The sequence below is a fragment of the Streptomyces sp. NPDC048436 genome, assembly GCF_043200355.1.
In the GTDB taxonomy this organism is placed as follows: Bacteria; Actinomycetota; Actinomycetes; order Streptomycetales; family Streptomycetaceae; genus Streptomyces.
In genome coordinates, this window is the sequence record NZ_JBICXP010000019.1 from 62,535 (window position 1) to 79,573 (window position 17,039).

Annotated in this window: 16 protein-coding genes and 1 pseudogene; 8 read left to right on the top strand and 9 right to left on the bottom strand. The window is 67.7% G+C overall.

The window, feature by feature from the left end; translation table 11 throughout:
* Positions 1-31: 31 nt before the first annotated feature.
* The 5 genes from ACGFX9_RS37845 to ACGFX9_RS37865 all read right to left on the bottom strand — a co-directional run bounded on the left by ACGFX9_RS37845 (position 32) and on the right by ACGFX9_RS37865 (position 4,696).
* Complete coding sequence (locus ACGFX9_RS37845) at positions 32-1,249, bottom strand: SfnB family sulfur acquisition oxidoreductase (protein ID WP_393484331.1); 1,218 nt, start codon at positions 1,247-1,249, stop codon at positions 32-34.
* A gap of 46 nt (positions 1,250-1,295) precedes the next feature.
* Complete coding sequence (gene ssuE / locus ACGFX9_RS37850) at positions 1,296-1,850, bottom strand: NADPH-dependent FMN reductase (protein ID WP_393484333.1); 555 nt, start codon at positions 1,848-1,850, stop codon at positions 1,296-1,298.
* A 99-nt stretch (positions 1,851-1,949) separates the two neighbouring features.
* A complete protein-coding gene (locus ACGFX9_RS37855; RefSeq protein WP_393484336.1) occupies positions 1,950-3,167 on the bottom strand; it encodes an acyl-CoA dehydrogenase family protein in 1,218 nt (405 codons plus the stop codon).
* A 65-nt stretch (positions 3,168-3,232) separates the two neighbouring features.
* Positions 3,233-4,366 (bottom strand): dimethylsulfone monooxygenase SfnG, encoded by a 1,134-nt coding sequence (gene sfnG, locus ACGFX9_RS37860; protein WP_393484337.1) that lies wholly within the window; start codon positions 4,364-4,366, stop codon positions 3,233-3,235.
* Between the two features lie 189 nt (positions 4,367-4,555).
* The gene (locus ACGFX9_RS37865; protein ID WP_393484340.1) at positions 4,556-4,696 is read right to left on the bottom strand and encodes a putative leader peptide; all 141 of its coding nucleotides are present in this window, start codon (positions 4,694-4,696) and stop codon (positions 4,556-4,558) included.
* Between the two features lie 104 nt (positions 4,697-4,800).
* Between ACGFX9_RS37865 and ACGFX9_RS37870 the strand changes: the two genes are divergently transcribed.
* Positions 4,801-5,751: a LysR family transcriptional regulator gene (locus ACGFX9_RS37870; protein WP_393484343.1), complete on the top strand. Its 951-nt coding sequence runs from the start codon at positions 4,801-4,803 to the stop codon at positions 5,749-5,751.
* Positions 5,752-6,129: 378 nt separating this feature from the next.
* Here the strand turns inward: ACGFX9_RS37870 and ACGFX9_RS37875 are convergent, their stop codons facing one another.
* Complete coding sequence (locus ACGFX9_RS37875) at positions 6,130-6,906, bottom strand: glycosyl hydrolase (protein WP_393484345.1); 777 nt, start codon at positions 6,904-6,906, stop codon at positions 6,130-6,132.
* A gap of 333 nt (positions 6,907-7,239) precedes the next feature.
* Here ACGFX9_RS37875 and ACGFX9_RS37880 point away from each other — a divergent pair, with 333 nt between their 5' ends.
* The 5 genes from ACGFX9_RS37880 (at position 7,240) to ACGFX9_RS37900 (ending at position 11,446) form a co-directional block, all read left to right on the top strand.
* Complete coding sequence (locus ACGFX9_RS37880) at positions 7,240-7,605, top strand: hypothetical protein (protein WP_393484347.1); 366 nt, start codon at positions 7,240-7,242, stop codon at positions 7,603-7,605.
* 196 nt (positions 7,606-7,801) lie between these two features.
* Positions 7,802-8,332 carry a hypothetical protein gene (locus ACGFX9_RS37885; protein ID WP_393484349.1) on the top strand — a complete coding sequence of 177 codons (531 nt, stop codon included), beginning with the start codon at positions 7,802-7,804 and terminating at the stop codon, positions 8,330-8,332.
* A 116-nt stretch (positions 8,333-8,448) separates the two neighbouring features.
* Entirely contained in the window at positions 8,449-9,456 is a 1,008-nt protein-coding gene (locus tag ACGFX9_RS37890; protein WP_393484351.1) for a hypothetical protein, read from the top strand.
* Positions 9,417-9,887 carry an SMI1/KNR4 family protein gene (locus tag ACGFX9_RS37895; protein WP_393484353.1) on the top strand — a complete coding sequence of 157 codons (471 nt, stop codon included), beginning with the start codon at positions 9,417-9,419 and terminating at the stop codon, positions 9,885-9,887. The genes ACGFX9_RS37890 and ACGFX9_RS37895 overlap by 40 nt, the downstream gene beginning before the upstream one ends.
* A gap of 1,139 nt (positions 9,888-11,026) precedes the next feature.
* On the top strand, positions 11,027-11,446 hold the full coding sequence (locus ACGFX9_RS37900) for an FKBP-type peptidyl-prolyl cis-trans isomerase (protein ID WP_393484355.1): 420 nt from the start codon (positions 11,027-11,029) through the stop codon (positions 11,444-11,446).
* Between the two features lie 867 nt (positions 11,447-12,313).
* Here ACGFX9_RS37900 and ACGFX9_RS37905 read toward each other — a convergent pair.
* Together ACGFX9_RS37905 and ACGFX9_RS37910 are read right to left on the bottom strand one after the other, a co-directional pair.
* Positions 12,314-12,808, bottom strand: a pseudogene (locus ACGFX9_RS37905) (transposase); the annotation flags it as partial.
* A gap of 258 nt (positions 12,809-13,066) precedes the next feature.
* The gene (locus ACGFX9_RS37910; protein ID WP_393484357.1) at positions 13,067-13,318 is read right to left on the bottom strand and encodes a hypothetical protein; all 252 of its coding nucleotides are present in this window, start codon (positions 13,316-13,318) and stop codon (positions 13,067-13,069) included.
* A 116-nt stretch (positions 13,319-13,434) separates the two neighbouring features.
* Here ACGFX9_RS37910 and ACGFX9_RS37915 point away from each other — a divergent pair, with 116 nt between their 5' ends.
* Positions 13,435-14,184, top strand: coding sequence for a transposase family protein (locus tag ACGFX9_RS37915; protein ID WP_393484359.1), 750 nt, complete (start codon positions 13,435-13,437; stop codon positions 14,182-14,184).
* 127 nt (positions 14,185-14,311) lie between these two features.
* Here ACGFX9_RS37915 and ACGFX9_RS37920 read toward each other — a convergent pair whose 3' ends face one another.
* Positions 14,312-14,695, bottom strand: coding sequence for an SH3 domain-containing protein (locus tag ACGFX9_RS37920; protein ID WP_393484361.1), 384 nt, complete (start codon positions 14,693-14,695; stop codon positions 14,312-14,314).
* A 1,015-nt stretch (positions 14,696-15,710) separates the two neighbouring features.
* Between ACGFX9_RS37920 and ACGFX9_RS37925 the strand changes: the two genes are divergently transcribed.
* Entirely contained in the window at positions 15,711-16,730 is a 1,020-nt protein-coding gene (locus tag ACGFX9_RS37925) for a zinc-binding alcohol dehydrogenase family protein (protein ID WP_393484363.1), read from the top strand.
* Positions 16,731-17,039: the final 309 nt, after the last annotated feature.

The following is a 17,039-nucleotide window of genomic DNA, read 5'->3' on the forward strand; positions in this document are numbered from 1 at the left end:
AGCCGTATAGGTGGGTGGCGTATAGGTGGGTTCAGAGCAGGCCGTGGCGAGGTGGCCTGGTGCCGTTGAGGACGTAGCGGCCGATGTGCTGGATCTTCCAGCGGGCCGGGTCGTGCAGGGTGTGGGTACGCGCGTCGCGCCAGTGCCGGTTGAGGTTGAGGGAGTCGAGTACGGCACGGGTGCCGGAGACCTCGAACAGGGCGCTGCCGAGCTCCACGGCTGCTTCGCCGGCGAAGGCCTTGGCCGCCGCGACGGCTACCGAGGCCTCGGCGGCCGTGTCGTCGGTGAGGTCGGCCGCTGCTTCGTCCACGGCTCGCGCGGCTACGGAAAGCAGCGCCTCCGCCGCTCGTAGCCGGACGGACAGTTCTCTGAAGCGCTGGATCAGGAGTGGGTCCTCGGCCGCGGTGTCGAAGCCGCTCTCGAACCAGGGACGGCTCTTGGTCCGTACGAAGGCGACCGCCTCGGACAGAGCCCCGGCGGCGATGCCGACGTCGATCGCGGCATGCAGCAACTGGGCCACCGCGCCGTGCAGTTGGGGACCGGTGAACGTCAGATGGTGCGGGACGATCCGGTCGGCGGACACGGTGACGGAGTCCAGGCGCACGGTCCCGCTGGCGGTGGTGCGCTGGCCCATGCCCGCCCAGTCGTCGACGACACTCACCCCTGCCGCGTCGGCAGCGACGTAGGCGACCTGCAGGGTGTCGTCCTCGGCCCGGGCCAGAACCGGGATCCAGTCGGCGAAGAGCGCGCCGGTGGAGTACTGCTTGACGCCGTCGATCCGGAAGGCATCGTCCGAGACCCGGGTCAGCCGGGTGCGGATGTCCTGGACATGCTTGGTCCCGGCCTCCGACTGGGCGTTCCCGAAACGGCGTCCGGCCAGGAGTTCCGCGAAGAAGAACCCCTGCTGTGCGGGTGTGCCCTGCCGACGCAGCACATTGACGTAGACGAAGTGGCTCTGCGGGATCTGGGCGAGACTGGCGTCCGCGGAGGCCAGCAGCCGGAACACCTCGGCCAGGGTCTGTGCGCCGACGTCGGCGCCGCCGTGCTCGGCGGGAACGGTGATGGCCAGCAGGCCCGAGGCAGAGAGCAGGTCGAGTTCGGCACGGGGCAGGTGTCGGGAGGCGTCACGTTCCGCCGCGCCGTCGCGGAACTGCGCGGCCAGGCCGGTGGCCACAGCGAGCGCCTCGGCGTCGTCGGCGATGACACGGGATGCCGGGCGGGTCGGCGCGGTGCTGGTGGGGGCGGTCATGTGTTCCTCCGGGGGAGCGGACGGCTGTGGTGGGGCCGACGCCGGGTCAGCCGGTGGTGGCGAGGAGGGAGCCCCGGCCGAGCGCGGCGGAGAACTGGTCCACGATCGGGCCCAGCGACTCCGCGGTACCGGACTCCAGTGCGATTCCCCCGTCCGCGGTGAGCCCGATGTGCCGGTCCAGGACGAACCAGCCCTGGACGATGTGGGCGGCACCCATCGAGGAAAGGACCGGCCGCAACGCGTAGTCGATGGCCAGGACGTGTGCCGTGGAACCGCCGGTGGCCAGCGGCAGCACGGTCTTGCCGGCGAGTGCGTACTGGGGCAGCAGGTCGAGCAGCGACTTGAGCAGCCCCGAGTAGGAGGCTTTGTAGACCGGGGTTCCGACGACGATCCCGTCGGCCTGCGCGAAGAGTTCGGCGGCCCGCACGATGGCCGGGTGGCCGAAGTCGGCGCCGAGCAGGGCCTCCGGGGGCAGGGTGCGGACGTCCAGCGGAACGACGCTGTGTCCCTGGTCGGCGAGCCAGCCGTCGAGATGGCGCAGCAGCCGGGCGGTGCGGGAGGTGGCGGAGGGGCTTCCGGATACGGAGAGAACGGTGGCCACGGGTCCTCGATTCGGTGGTCGGTGCGCGGTACCGGGGCAGTTCCCGGCACCGCGCGGCCCCGCCCCGCCGGTGGGAGCGGGGCCGCGCGGGATCGGCGGTCAGGAGTACCAGGTGGGCTCGGGGAGTTCGGCGGTGAGGACGTGGCGGCCCACCTCACGGCGCTTGTAGGCCACCGGGTCGTGCAGGGTGTGGGTGCGGACGTTGCGCCAGAAGCGGTCAAGGCCCTCGGAGGAGGCGGTGGCGCGGGCGCCGGTGACCTCGAAGATCTTGGCTGTGACCTCCAGGGCGACCTCGGTGGCGCGGGCCTTGACGGCGGCCACCCGGACTTCGAACTCTCCGCGGATCTGCTCGGTGACGGCGTCGGGGTCGTCGTGCAGGAGCTGGCCCTCGCGGGCGACGGCGTCGGCCAGGGCCTCGACCGCCCAGAGCTTGGCGGTCAGATCGCCGTAGATGTCGAGGACGTAGGGCTCGTCCACCGCCTGCTCGTAACCGCCGTGCAGCCACGAGCGCGACTTGGTACGGGTGTAGGTGGCGGCGGTCTCCAGGGCGCCCGCGGCGATGCCCAGGTAGAAGCTCACGAAGACGAGCTGGATGGTGGGGACGTTGAGCGTGTTGTAGACGCGCGGCCGGAACACCTTGTCCACGTATCCGGCGGCGGAGGCCCACGGGGTGCGGACGCCGTCGATGGTGACGCCGCCGCTCTCGGTCAGCCGCTGGCCGATGTTGTCCCAGTCGTCGTGGAAGGTCAGCCCCTCGCTGTCCGAGGGGACGATCGCGAAGACGTGCTGGTCGGTGCCCTCCAGAACCCCTTCGAGCACGGTGACATCGGAGACCTTGCTGCCGGTGGAGAAGGTCTTGCTGCCGGTGAAAACGAGGTCGTCGCCGTCCTCGGTGACAGTGACGTCGCTGTCGCGCGGGTTGACCGCACCGCCGAAGAACCACTGCTGGCGGGCGGCCTCGGCCTCGACGGACTCCCACTGCTCGCGCGTGGCGACCAGCCGGGCGGCCCAGTTCCACAGGTAGTGGTAGCCGAGGAGTTGACCGATCGAGCCGTCGGCCTTGGCGACCTCGCGGACCACACGGTAGGCCGTGGTCCAGTCCTGGCCCGCTCCGCCGTGCTCGGCCGGCCCGAGCAGGGTGACAAGGCCGGAGTCCTTCAGCAGGCGGACCTCCGCGTAGGGGGTTGCGCCGGCCTTGTCGCGGGCGGCGGCATCGGTGGCCAGGACGGCGCCGACCTCGGCGGCACGTTCGATCCAGCCCGCGGTGTCCTTCGGGGCGGGGGCGTTCTTCCAGGGGGCGGTGACGGCGGTGCTCATGGGTGTCCTCTCAGTCGGTCTGGCGTACGAAGTGAGTGGTGAGAGTGAGTGGTGAGGGTGAGGTGTCAGACGAAGGCGGCGGCGGTCTCGTCCTGGCCGGTCGGCTGCTGTGCCTCCAGCTCGCGGACCAGGGGCAGCACCCGGCTGCCGAAGTACTCGACTTCCTCCAGGTAGTGCAGGAAGCCCAGCAGCAGCAGATCGACGCCGCGCCGCTTGTAGGCGACGATGCGCTCGGCGATCTGCTCGGGGGTGCCGATGAGGCCGGTGCGGAAACCGTCGTTGTACTGCACCAGGTCCGCGAAGCTGGAGTCCTGCCACATGCCCTTGTGGTCGCCGGTCGCCTGACCCGCCTGCCTGACGGCCGCGCCGAATCCGTGTACGGCGTCGGTGTCGGCCTTGGCGACGATCTCGCGCAGGGTGTCGCGGGCTTCGGCCTCGGTGTCACGGGCGATCAGGAAGCCGTTGAGACCGAACCGGGGCGCCGGGCGCCCGGCTGCCGCGGCGGAGGCGTGGACGTCGGCGATCTGCTCGGTGACCCCGTCGAAGTCCTTGCCGTTGGAGAAGTACCAGTCCGAGACGCGTCCGGCCATGGCCCGCGCGGCGGTGGAGTTGCCGCCCTGGAAGATCTCCGGGTGCGGGCGCTCAGGGGTGTTCAGCGGTTTGGGCTTGAGCGAGAAGTCACGGATCCGGTAGAAGTCGCCGGCCTGCTCGACGTGGTCCTCGGTCCAGATCGCACGGAGAGCGCGGATGAACTCCTCGGAGCGGCGGTAGCGTTCGTCGTGCTCCAGCCACGGTTCGCCGAGAGCGGTGAACTCGTCCTTGAACCAACCGCTGACCACGTTCACCGCGAAGCGGCCGTTCGAGAGGTGGTCGGCCGTCGCACCGAGCTTGGCCAGCACGCCCGGCTGCCAGAGGCCGGGGTGGACCGCCGCGATGACCTTCAGCCGCTCGGTGGCCAGCAGCAGGGCGAGGCTGAAACTGGTCGACTCGTGCTGGTACTCGGCGCCGTAGCTGGCCATGTAGCGGACCTGGCTGAGGGCGTACTCGAAGCCGTTGTTCTCGGCGAGGACCGCGAGCTTCCGGTTGTAGTCGTAGCCCCAGTCGGTGCGCTGCTCGATCCGGCTGGTGACGAGGCCGCCGCTGACGTTGGGCACCCAGTACGCGAAGCGCACGGGTTCGGCGGAGGGGGGAATGGACATGGTGACTCCCGGTACGGAGAAAGGGGGGAATGGCGGCACGGCGCAGGACGGACCGGGGCCCTGAGCCGGCCCGGTGCCGGCACGGGGCAGCACATGGCGCGGGTAGGGACCAGGGGACGTCAACGCGAACGACCGCAGCCCGGAAGGTTCACAGGCCTACGGATCGGAAAGGGTGGAGCGGACCGCGTCTCAGGCGGCGCGACAACAAGAGGCGCTGGCAACGCGGGCGAGGTCGATGTGTCGCCTCCGCGTAAAGCCCTGTAGCGCGCTCATGAGAACTGCTTTCAGCAGGTGATGGAACAGCTTGTGCCGCCTCAGCAGACTAGCCATCCCTTCCGCTCCGGGTCGAGTAGGCGTTGACGATGGGCTGATAGGGTTTCCCTTTCACCTGCCACTCCCTCCTACTCCCTCCCTGGTCAGGACGTGGAACTGCCGTGCGGATCGAACAGCTGGAGTACATCGAGGCCGTGACCCGCCTGGGCTCTCTGCGGCGGGCGGCTGACGAACTCCACCTCTCCCAGCCGGCGTTGAGCGAGACGGTGCGCAACCTTGAGCGCGAACTGGGCGTCGACGTCCTTGACCGGCGCCGCTCCGGTGCGACGCTCAGCGAGCGCGGCCGGGAACTGCTCCCGCTCATCATCGGCATCCTGGACGCCGTCGACCGGCTCCGCCGTGCCGCCGACGACCAGCACCACACCACCCGGATGTTGCGCCTCGGCACGGTCAACGCGGCCACCGTTCCGCTGATGGTCCCCACCATCCGGGAGTTCCGGGCGACCCATCCGGTGACGCAGGTCGAAGTCGTGGGCGCGCAGCAGGCAGAGATCCACCGGGGCATCCAGGAAGGCGGCCTGGACCTCGGGCTCGTCAACTACCTCCAGGGCGACGACCTGCCGCCCGACTTCCACAGCACCCCGCTCCTCAGCGGCCGCCCGGTGGCCTGCCTGCGTCCGGACAGCCCACTGGCGGCGCTGAGCACGATCGGCGTCGCCGACCTGCTCACCGAACCCCTGATCGTCATGCGATCCGGCTACCTCATGCACCGCTACGTGCACCGGCTGCTCGCCGGCCGTACCCCGTCCTTCTCGTACTCGACCGACGGCGCCGAGATGGGCAAACTCATGGTCGCCGAAGGCCTCGGCGCCACGGTGCTCCCGGACTTCAGCGTCATCGACGACCCGCTCGAACGGTCCGGTGCCATCGTCCACCGCCCGATCGACGACGCCACCACACGGATCCTGCTCGTACTTCAACGCAGCCGTTCGGGTTCGGTCCCGCCCGCAGCCCGCGCGCTCCACCGGATCTTCGTCCAACAGGCTGCCGGGTACGAGGCGCAGTCACACGACGGCGCGCACGGCGCGATGCTGCCTGACTCCTCGTCGTAGCCATGGAGGAGAAGGCCGTACGTACGGGCCGCCGATGGGAAGGAGCGCCTGACCTCTGATCAGACGCATCCCTGGTCAGCAGCGGTGAAGCAGTTCTGAAGTACTACGGGCTACTGAGCGAACTGCGGGCGCGTTACGCATCGGTGTCCCACCGCAGATCGTCGTCTTCAACGATCCGCTCGTATCCGTTGAGTGTGACGTTGCCTTCCAGAGCGTTCGCGACGGCTTCCAGGTACTCCGCCCTTGTCTCGTACTCGAGTTCGGCTTCGATCAGATCAGCAGCCGCGAGCCGGACTTGCTCACGTCGATCTCGCTCCTCGGCCGTAAACCCACGGCCACCGGGATACCCCTTCCCTCCGGCGGCACCTTTAAAGATCTTCAGCCGCCGAAGCGGAGCTTGTACTGCGCCTTGCCCTTGGGGTAGTCGTCCAGTGTTCCGCCGCCCCAGTCGAAGTCGAAGTACGACTGATACGTCGAGTCCTTGACCAGTTCGGCCATCCGGTCGATGAAGTAGGGGGAGTCGCCACCGCCCATGTAGGCGTCGCCCCTCCCGTAAAGGCCCCATTCGGGATAGGACTTCGGCTTGTGGTGTGCGGCGGCGAATGCCTTGAAGTCGTTCACGCCCATAGGAGTGGTGAGGGTGTGGTCCCACCGCTGGGCGGGCGTCGCGTCCGGGTGCTCCCACCACACGTCGTAGATGTTCAGACCCACGATGTCGACGTAGGAGTCGCCGGGGTACAGCGTCTCGAATGATGTGACTTTGCCCGAGGTGCCGACAGCCATGTTGTAGTCGAAGCGGAAATGCGTCCCGGTTCGGGCACGCATGAGGGTGACCACCTTGCGGAACATCTCCCGATAGGCCGCCGGGTCGTCAGTCCCCTGCCACGGGCCGATCGTCCTGTTGTTGCCTTCGTACCCGAGGCGGATCACGGAATCGCCAAGACCGTTCCTGACCATCAGGTCGGCGAGGTCCCGGAACTGGCTGTCGTATTTCCCGGCGAGCGCGTCCTTGAAGTTTCCGCCCTTGGGCAGCATCGGCATCCCGAGCACGAACTGGCGACCGTCCCCGGCCTTCTTCCAGTCCCCCCAGTACTTGGCCGCGTACTGATTCCAGCCGTCGTTCTCGGACGGATCCAGATAGTCCGTAGCATCCATTTGCGACCGCCCGAGCCACGTCCGCGAATTGTTCACGGCATCCGTCTTACCCGGCCCGACGTAGACACCCAGTCGAGAGGGGACGGCGGCACCCTCGGAAGGCATGGCCATGGACGCGAGGATAACCCCCGCCATGGCGATGATCGTCGCCAGTTTTCGCTTCAATTCTCATCCTTGTCGACCCTGGTACCCGCAGTTCCTGGCCATTCTGGGAAGGACTGTGTGCGCAGGCAATGAGAGATCGTTACTAGGTGAATACGTAGACTGGGCGATTCGCCCACCCGCAGCCAGCACGTTTCACTGCTACCGAGCATCGTTGGAGCGGGAGACGGCATGGCGCATCTCACGTCACCGGCGCCTTCGGGGCCGTACCTGCGGGGTCGTGCGGAGGCCGACGAACTCCCGGTTCAGCATCCCCAGCAGGGCGCTCCTGACCGGCGCGGGCCCGAGGCGGTCAGGAGCGCCCTGCTCGTGCCCTACAGCTATGGCCGTGTAGCCCCCCGCATCCTCGCGTCGATCGCCGCCGACCCGAGCGCCGCGTACCTCGCGGGCCGCAGTGACTCGCCCGCGCAGGCGATCGAGCGCTTTGCCGAGCTTGTCTTCGGCTCGGTGGCACGCAGTGTGGCGATGGACTCCGAGCAGGTCGTGCCGCCGCCGGGGGGGGGGGGGGCAGAGCGGTCCCACGAAGAGGACTACTGACCATGTCCTACTTTCCGGCGGTCGACGCCATGGATCAACCTTGGTACGAGCCCCCGCTGTTCACCGGCGACGCGGAGGAGGCCCTGCCGCTGCTCGCGTACGACGGCGGGCAGGCGGGCGCGGTCACGGTGTGGGCGGGCGTGGCGGTCACGGAGACCTGCCGTTCCCGGGACAACTGCCACGATGCCTTCGCCCTGTGGTCCGACGCGACGGCCGGGAAGGCGTTCCGCGTCAGGAGTACGACGAGCGCGGCAACCGTACGGCCATCACCGATCCAGCGGGCCGGACGACCCGCTTCACCTACGACGCCGCAGGGTGCCTCACGGGGACAACCAATCCGCTGGGCAACACCACGACCATCCGCTGTGATGCCGCCGGGCTCCCCCTCACGATCACTGACCCGCTGGGCGGAGAGACCCGCTACGAGCGAGACGCATTCGGCAGACCCACAGCCATGACCAACGCCTTGGGCGCGACGACCCGGCAGGAATGGACTGCCGAGGGCCGCTTGGCGCGCCGCGTCGCCCCCGACTGTGCCACCGAATCGTGGACCTACGACGGTGAAGGCAACTGCACCAGCCACACCGACGCCATGGGTGCTGTCTCCCACTACGAGTACACCCACTTCGATGTTATGTCTGCCCGCACTGGCCCGGACGGAGCACGCTTTGAATTCACCCACGACACCGAGTTGCGCCCACCCAGGTCAGCAACCCTCAGAACCTGACCTGGAATTACACCTACGACGCCGCAGGACGACTGACAGGCGAGTCCGACTTCGACGGCCGACAACAGCGCTATGCACTGGACGGTGCAGGCCAACTGACAGCCCGAACCACGCCATTGGGTGAACGGATCACTTATGCCTACGACGTACTCGGCAACCTCACCACCAAGTCCGCCGACACCACCACCAGTTTCGAGTACGACGTGGCGGGACGCCTCACCGCCGCGACGTCACCGTCATCCACGCTGACGTACGCGTATGACGTCCTGGGCCAGGTCCTGGCTGAGACGGTCAACGGCCGCACTCTCACCCACGCCTACGACGGCCTTGGGCGCCGTGTCGCACGGACCACTCCCACCGGCTCTGCCAGCAACTGGGCCTACGACGTGGCGGACAACTGCACGCAGCTGACCGCCTCCGGCCCCACCATTCGCTTCACCCATGATCTGACAGGCAATGAACTCGACCGCCGCATCGATGAAACGATCGCGCTCCATCATGCCTTCGACGCATTGGGACGCCTGACGGCACAATCGGTGAGCACCCGTGGTGGCCACCTGGTTCAGCAACGCGCTTACACCTACCGCCTGGACGGCGCTCTCTTCGCAATCGACGACCACCGCACGGGCATACGCCGCTTCGAACTCGACCGGGCGAGCAGAGTCACCGCAGTCCACGCCGCCGACTGGACAGAAACCTACGCCTTTGATCCAGCAGGCAACCAGACGCAGGCCAACTGGCCTTCCGACCATCCCAGCCACCAAGCAGCGGGGACACGCACCTACGAGGGCACCCGCATCACCCGAGCCGGCCACATCCGATACGAGCACGACGAACTCGGCCGCGTCACTGTGCGCCAGAAAAGGCGCCTGTCCCGCAAGCCGGACACCTGGCGATACACCTGGGATGCCGAGGACCGCCTCATATCCACCACCACACCGGACGGCACGGTATGGCACTACACCTACGATCCGCTCGGGCGCCGTACTGCCAAACTCTGCATGGCTGCGGATGGCGAAACCGTCGCTGAGCGCACTGACTTCACCCGGGTCACCAAGGGCTCAGACGTATCTGGAGATGCGGAATGGGAATTAGAGAAGCCGAAGAGTTCGTGCAACTCGTGATGGACAATCCGGAGGAGTCCATCTTCGCAGGAGGGCGATCGGACGAGGAGATCGCCGATGCCGAGCAACGGCTGGGCACAACATTTCCGGCGTCGTACAAGTATTTCCTGCGGGAGCTCGGGGACTGCGATGTCGCCGGAGAGGAAATCCATGGAATCGTCATCCGTGAGGGAAGGGACCTCGGCGTGGTCAAGGAAACTCTCGACCTGAGGGAATCCATGAACATGCCCCACAGCTTGGTCGCCTTCCGCCCAGATGGAATGGGCGGATACTTCGCAATCGACACAAGTCAGATGGATGAAGGAGGCGAAGCGCCCGTCTACGTCTACGGCGATGGTGCGCACAGCCCCACTGACCTGGAGTACATCGGACCCGACTTCGGCTCGGTGGCTCTCAACCTGGCGCGTCGAGGGCTTCGGGGAAACGCATAGAGCTCGTCACATGATCTTGCTGAGATGTCCTGGTCGGGCGTGCCGGGTCAGATGATTCGGCCGCTCGCGATGGTGTGAGTAGCGGGCAGCAACGTCGGCGGATGAGGGCGGTGAAGGGTGGCGGTTCGTCATCGTTAGACGTCCCGTCGGTCTCCTGAGGAGTCCGCTGAAGTGCCGGGCGAAGTCAGCGGGTTCGAGGAGGCAGCTGGTCGGGGTGGTGAAGGCGAGCCGCTGTCAAACCATTCTGTCTCGGAAGTGAGGTCGCCCCACAGAGGAGTCCGCCCTCCTGGCACGGTTAGCCGCGAAGATTCTCCTTAAATGAGTGTCAGCGCCTCTTGGCGCCCGGCCCGCTCAGCGTGCTCGCCCGTGACCTAACCCCGTGCCCGTACGACGACGCACTCATCGCCGCTGCCGACCACCATCTGACTCCCTGGCGTTGACGGCACCACCGGAGCCTCGCCAGCTGCTCCGGCCGTTCTGTCCGACTGGCCTCTGAACCGGATCCGAACCGAGTTCACGCGCTGTCCCGGACCCGGGCCCGTCCCCCTGTGGCGCCTGGGCGTTGCAGACGCGGACTCCGGCATGGGCACCCGCATGCCGTGCAGGGGGATAGCCGCGACCACGAGGCGCAGGCCGGACGCAGCGGGCCTGTGATCCTCGCCGAGCTGCCCCCCCCCGACGCGCACCCCGCCCATGACCTGCACAGCCGCTACGGCCCCGACCTGGGCTGGGCAGCTGGTGGAGGAGCGCAGCGAGGAAGGCTCGGTCCGCCGCGGTGATACGCGGCCTGTCGATCTGGCGCTGCAGGACGGCCAATTGGTGGCGCAGCGTCAATATCTCGATCTCCTTGTCAACCTCGCTCACCGGAAGTAGCCGCGTGAAGGCGAACACGCTCGACACGGCGAGGTAGGTAAGTCGCAGTAGCACGATGCAGCAGCCTGACACGTTCATCCGGCGAACCTCGGCCACTCACAAGAACACGCAGATCACGGACTATGGATTATGGATGGGGTATACGGCACCCGCAGGCGCGCCTCGGAGCATGGGGGTATTCCGGTAGTGTGATTGCCTGCCGCATGGAATGTTCATGTGTCCGGCCGGTCCGTGCGGGGATTCCGGCGGCGAGCGATGGGACCGTGATGAGCGAACTGGCGAAGCCTGGAATTGAGGTTCCGGAGGGTGATGCGCCCACCGAGTTGACGATTCGGGACCTCGTGGTTGGGGACGGACCTGAGGCGCTGCCGGGCAGGGTCGTCCAGGTTCACTACGTAGGGGTCACGTTCGCGTCCGGAAGAGAGTTCGACTCCTCCTGGGAGCGGGACCGGCCGTTCAAGTTCGCCGTGGGCGGTGGCCGGGCCATCAAGGGCTGGGACCGGGGAGTGAGGGGAATGAAGGTCGGCGGTCGGCGCGAGATCATCGTTCCCCCGCGTCTTGGTTACGGCAGGCAGTCACCCTCTCCGTTGATCCCGGCGGGCTCGACACTGATCTTCGTCGTGGACCTGCTCACTGTCGTGGGCGGGCCTGCCGGAGCGAGGCCCGGCTTGACCGGCTCGGCTTGAACCTGGCGCTCCGTGCCGGTGAGGGAGGTCTCGACGTCTCACCCTCACCGGCACAGGTGCTCTGTCGGTTCCCGATCCTGCCGCACTCGACCTCCCGCATGCTCTGGTCGAGTGGGTCAATTTGAGCTCGGTGCGTTCAAGCAGAATGATCAGCTTCGAATTCCGCTGACGTGCGCAGTGCCTATGGAAAGAAACTCGTGGCCGACTCAACTGGAGGAACTGGCAAAGAGATACCTCGGCCCGCTAGGGAGTATTGGGACCACCCGAAGGGTTCTGTCGCTTGAGTTTTCGCAGGTAGTCGGCGCGCTTTTGGACTTGCTCAGGCGTTTCCTTCTGTGCTCGTTCTTTGCGTTCCTGCAAAGAACGAGGGGCGCGTGGCGTTGAGAGCGGCTTCCCGTCGGGGCCTGTCACGGTGAACACTCCGCCGTTTCCCCCTTCGGTTTGGGCACTCTCAGTCGTCGAGAGGGCAGGGACACACACGAGTCCCGCCCCTGCAAGCACGCTCATGAGCACGGTCCTTCGGCCCATCGCCACCCCAGTCCAATCGGCTACATGTGGGTCAGAAGCCTACGGTCACCAGAGCCCGATGGGCAGGCAGTTGACCACGAAGACCCTCGGAACGCCCTCCAGGCCTCGTCCCCGGACACCGCCGGGAACATGACCTGGCGGACCGTCCCTCCGGGTTGGGGGGGGGCGCCGAGCGACGTCTCGGTGAGCTTGAAGAGGATGACGCCTTGCCCGAGACCCTCTTGAACGCGTTGGCCAGCTACTCGGTGACCTTTTCCTCCGTCCGCGTCCCGATCCGGCGCACAGTGGAGATCAGCAGCCCACCAGCGTGGGGTGATCTCCTGTCTCCCGCTCGTGCGTGGTGGCCGCGGCCTGGGCCAGGCGGCGGGCTTTTGCTCCGGCGGGCCGCATCCGCAGGGACAGGAAGTGCGAGCGCATCGGTCCGCGGGAGCCTTCCCGCCAGGTCACCTCGGTGAAGGCCTGCCGCCCGTGGCGGGCAGCCAGCACGGCCACCGCAGAGGGCTTGTCGCGGTAACGGGGCTGAGGCTTGCGGCCGTTGCCGGACCAGGTAGGAGCCGTGGGCACCGCATCACGCGGGTGGACGGTCACATCCGAGCGGATCGCCATCACGTAACCGATGTCCCGGCTGTCCAGGCCGTCGCGGAAGTCTGCGTTCTGCCCGTATCCGGCGTCGGCCACCGCCACCGGCGCCACCAGGCCCCACCCGGCCAGCTCATCGATGGCTTCCAGGGCCAGGCGCCGCGTCTCCCGGTGCCCGGCCTCTTGCGGCATCCCGGATTTCTGCCGCCGCCCGGCGTCGTCCGCCCACTCCCGCGGCACGAATAGCCGCCACTGCCGCGCCTTGTCCGTAGCGCCAATTCGGCCCCCGCTGTCGACCGGCTCGCCGGTAAGCGGACAGCCCGAGGCTGCCTGGGCGAGCGTTCCAGCGGGTGCGTTGCTGCCCGCCGGACTACAGCCGCGTCATTGTCCCGGTCGCTCCTTATTGTCCCGGTCGCTCCTTGGCAGTAGCCGCGGTGCGCGAACATGTCTGTGAGGCCTGCCAGCGTGGAGGTCGTCGGGGAGCGGCGGGCGTCCCGGGGAGGGCGGCTGGGTTCACTTCGGTTCAATCAGGCGTTGGTGGCAGGCGAGCAGGGCGCGCGGGGTGACTAGCCGGTGCCCGCGAAGGGCCTGGGGGAGTAGTCGGTTGAGCGCGGCCAGCAGTGCCCGGTCCGGCCATGTGGGCTTTGGAGCGGTGATCTGTCGGCGCAGCATCGCGACCTCCTGCTCGGGCGTCTCATCGGCACAAGTTGGCTTGTCAGAGGCATCGGCTAGCTTGCGGAGCATGGGAAAACTCAGGCGGATCATTGAGCTTCTTCGATGTGGCCACCGATCGGGTGACGGTCCGTGAAGCGAAACGAGCGAGGCCCCCGGACTGTTGATCGAGATGTCTGACGTCTCAATTACGTTGCTCGGGGGCCTCGTTGGTCGTCCACCCTGCCGCAATCGACCTGCCGCACGCACTCGTGGAGTGGACCACCATGCTGATCGTCACCCGTGAGGGCGACCGGCGCTGCAAGCTCCGTCCGTCCCAGCGCGCGATGGTGGCACCGGTGTACCTGCGCGAGCACACCACTTTGGCGAAGATCGCCGCCGGGTTCGGGATCAGCGAGTCCACCGCCCATGCCTACATCAGCGCGGTCGTCGACCTGCTCGCCGCGCGTGCGCCGGGTCTGCTGAGGACGCTGCGCGAGCATGATCCCGACTTCGTCCTGCTCGACGGAACCCTCGCCGAGTGCGGCCGGGTCGGTGACGGCCGGGCCGACTACTCCCACAAGCACCGGCGCCACGGCGTGAATGTGCAGGTCGTCACCGATCCCGGCGGCCGGCTGTTGTGGCTCTCGCCCGCCCTGCCGGGCCGCACACACGACCTGACCGCCGCCCGCACCCACCGGATCATCCGCATCTGCGAGCGCCAGGGCGTTCCCATCGTGGCCGATCTCGCCTACCAGGGCGCCGGTCCGTGGCTGACCTCGGGCATCAAACGCAGGCCCCTGCAGGAACTGACCCCCACTGAGAAGACCCGCAACCGTGCCCTGGCCGCCACACGGGCACCCGTCGAACGCGGCGTCGCCAGCCTGAAGTCCTGGCGGATCTTCCGCAGGTCCCGATGCAGTCCCAACCGCATGGCGTCAATCGCCAAGGCCGTCCTCACGCTGGAGCTGCAACGCTGAAGAAGCTCAGTGATGAATTCGGAGGCCGGTCGGAGGCAGCGGACGGGCCGTCGGCCGCCGGAGGGATTTCCGGCGGCCGGCGGCCCGTTGAAGGGCTGGGGAACGGTGTCCTCGGCGCGGGTCCCTGTCACTCGCAGGGATAGCTGGGGATGCGGACGGTGTACGCCGAGGAGACCCAGCGGTTGGTGCCCACCTTGCGGAAACCGTTGGTGGTGGACGCCGACGCGAGGATCGTGGAGCCGTTGGCGTAGGACCCGACGACCGAGTATCCGGTGCCGGGACCGCTGCGGATCAGCAGACCGCCGCTGGCGTTGACCCTGTAGTAGCACTGGGTCGCGAGCACGCCGGCCGGCGCGAGCTCCACAGCCGCGCCCGTCGTGCGGGCGGGGGCGGCGGCCTGAGCCGTGAGACCGCCGCCGAGGAGCGCGGCGGCGGACAGGGCCGCCACGGCCGCCGTGCGGGCGGCGGAGCGACGCGGTGACATGGTGCGGCGTGCTGCTTTGACGGTCATGGAATCGATTCCCCTTGCGTCGTCGGTTCTGGGTGCGGAACACGTACGTAGGAGCAGGCCCTGGCCTGGCCGAGCAGTGTCACCGCTCAAAGACACCGGAGCCGCGCACGACGTTAGCCCCATCGGGGCGAACAGCCGCCTGACACACGAGAACTCCCCAACCGGAACGGGGGAAGTGGCCCGTTCCGGTTGGGGAGTCCGTAAGACGCTGAATCGACAGCCCGGGGGCCTCGCTCGTTTCGCTTCACGGACCGTCACCCGATCGGTGGCCACATCGAAGAAGCTCATTGACAACCCGGTCCACAGCGGAGCTGCACCACCTCATGCGGGCAGCCGGGTTCATGGGCATTGACGACACGGAGGCGTTGGCGGAGGGCTGGCAAGTGACAGCGTTCGCCGACGCCGGACCGCGCAGCATCGCGACCCTCGCCCGGAGAACCGGTACACCAGCCGTCATCGTGTCCTTCTTCGACAGTGATGTGGGGTTCATCGAGGCGGTCACGCCGGACGGCAGCAGTTGGGAGGGCCTGCTCAACCGCGAGACGGCGGAGAGTTTACGAGATACCTCTGGAGCACTTCCCCATCGAACCCGCCGTGGCCGGCGCACTCGCTTGGTCGGCCGCTGCCGGACTGACGCCCGATGAGGAAGCCATCCGGCAGACGCTCACCGGGTCGGCCCTGTTCGTGGAAGAGCTTTCCTCAGCGCTCTTGGTTGCCCTGGGGCTACCCGGCGCAACCTGACCCTCAAGCCGGGATCTGGGGAATTACCAGATACATCTGGAATGCGGTCAGCGGCCGGGGGAGGGGGTGGTTCTCCGCGTGAGCTGGTGCACTGGCTCTTGGTGAACTTGACCACGATGAGCGGTGCGGCTTGGGGCGAGGACGTCGAGTACGGGGAATCGGTGACCATCCCGATGCCGGGACGCTGGTTCATAGGTGCGCTCATCCTGGTGGTGTCACACCCAGGATGAGCCGACACTGCCGGACATCGTGACACCAGGGCAGGATCACTGCCATGAACAGCAACAGCAACAGCAACAGCAACAGCAACAGCAACGGCAACAGCACACAGATGAAGGCAGTGGCCATCCCCGAGTTCGGCGGGGCCCAAGTGCTGCGGGTCGAGCAGATGCCGATCCCCGAGCCCGGTCCCGGCCAGGTGGCCATCGACGTGGCCTACGCAGGCGCAAACTTCGCCGAGGTCCTCTACCGGCGTGGCGTGGTGGACGTGCCGCTGCCCTTCGTGCCCGGCATTGAGGTCTCTGGCCGCATCCGCGCCCTCGGCGAGGGTGTTGCTGACTTGAGGATCGGTCAGATGGTGGCCGCACTGACGATCGTCGATGGCGGCGGCTACGCCGAGGTGGTGGTCACCTCCGCAGATCTGGTCGTCTCGCTGGACGGCCTCGGTATCGGGCTCGAGCTCGCCGCGGCCCTGCCCTCCAACAGCACCACCGCCTTCCTTGTCCTGGACCGGGTGGCGCGCATCCAGCCAGGAGACCGCGTCCTGGTCCATGCCGCCGCGGGCGGCGTGGGCAGCCAGCTCGGCCAGGCCGCCCGGCTGCTGGGCGCCGGCCGTGTGGTCGGAACGGTCGGCAGCGAAGCGAAGATCGAGACCGCCAAGGGCTTCGGCTACGACGAGGTGATCCTGCGTGACCAGATCGCCGAGGCGGGCGAGTTCGACATAGTCGTCGACATGGTCGGCGGTCCCTCCCGCACCGCCAGCCTGGACCGGCTGGCCCCCATGGGACGGATGGTGGTGATGGGCAACGCCTCGGGCGCCGAGGACGTCACTCTCTCCGCCAACCACCTGTGGTTCACCAACAAGACCGTCAGCGGGTTCAACCTCGCCGCCTTCTGCGCGGCCTTCCCCCAGGACGCCGGGAGTGCTCTGCGCCGGGCCGTACAGGCCGCGGCGCAGGGAACTTTGCGGGTACAAGTCCAGGCCCTGCCGCTGGAACAGGCCGCCGAGGCACACCGCCGCATCGAATCCGGGCAGACCACCGGCAAGCTGGCCCTCACTGTCGCCACGCTGTAGGCGGGCGTCCGTGCACCCGGGCGGAGAAGATCGCCTGGCCCCTGATGGCACTCTCCGACGGGGTCAACCTGTGGCCGCTGGAAGAAGAGCCGCAGCCGATCGTGGCCGGGGTCGCGTAGCTGGAGAAGATGCGGTGCCGTTCGCGGGACGCTCGGTACGTGCGGGCATGGCGCAGTGTGATCAGGTCGCGGTGCCAGCGCAGCACGTGTCGGGCGGGGCCAGTAGCCGTAACTGGCGCAGGACCTGACGGGGCATTGACGCCAGCAGGGCGGCAAGGAACGCCCGTCCTTCCGTAGCGCTTCACTCGGC

What these genes read in the sequence shown, in the direction of transcription:
- ACGFX9_RS37845 (WP_393484331.1), bottom strand. Translation starts at nt 1,249, where the DNA reads ATGACCGCCCCCACCAGCACCGCGCCGACCCGCCCGGCATCCCGTGTC.
- ACGFX9_RS37855 (WP_393484336.1), bottom strand. Translation starts at nt 3,167, where the DNA reads ATGAGCACCGCCGTCACCGCCCCCTGGAAGAACGCCCCCGCCCCGAAG.
- sfnG (WP_393484337.1), bottom strand. Translation starts at nt 4,366, where the DNA reads ATGTCCATTCCCCCCTCCGCCGAACCCGTGCGCTTCGCGTACTGGGTG.
- ACGFX9_RS37865 (WP_393484340.1), bottom strand. Translation starts at nt 4,696, where the DNA reads ATGGCTAGTCTGCTGAGGCGGCACAAGCTGTTCCATCACCTGCTGAAA.
- ACGFX9_RS37875 (WP_393484345.1), bottom strand. Translation starts at nt 6,906, where the DNA reads ATGGATGCTACGGACTATCTGGATCCGTCCGAGAACGACGGCTGGAAT.
- ACGFX9_RS37880 (WP_393484347.1), top strand. Translation starts at nt 7,240, where the DNA reads ATGGCGCATCTCACGTCACCGGCGCCTTCGGGGCCGTACCTGCGGGGT.
- ACGFX9_RS37895 (WP_393484353.1), top strand. Translation starts at nt 9,417, where the DNA reads ATGGGAATTAGAGAAGCCGAAGAGTTCGTGCAACTCGTGATGGACAAT.
- ACGFX9_RS37900 (WP_393484355.1), top strand. Translation starts at nt 11,027, where the DNA reads ATGAGCGAACTGGCGAAGCCTGGAATTGAGGTTCCGGAGGGTGATGCG.
- ACGFX9_RS37910 (WP_393484357.1), bottom strand. Translation starts at nt 13,318, where the DNA reads ATGATCCGCCTGAGTTTTCCCATGCTCCGCAAGCTAGCCGATGCCTCT.
- ACGFX9_RS37920 (WP_393484361.1), bottom strand. Translation starts at nt 14,695, where the DNA reads ATGACCGTCAAAGCAGCACGCCGCACCATGTCACCGCGTCGCTCCGCC.
- ACGFX9_RS37925 (WP_393484363.1), top strand. Translation starts at nt 15,711, where the DNA reads ATGAACAGCAACAGCAACAGCAACAGCAACAGCAACAGCAACGGCAAC.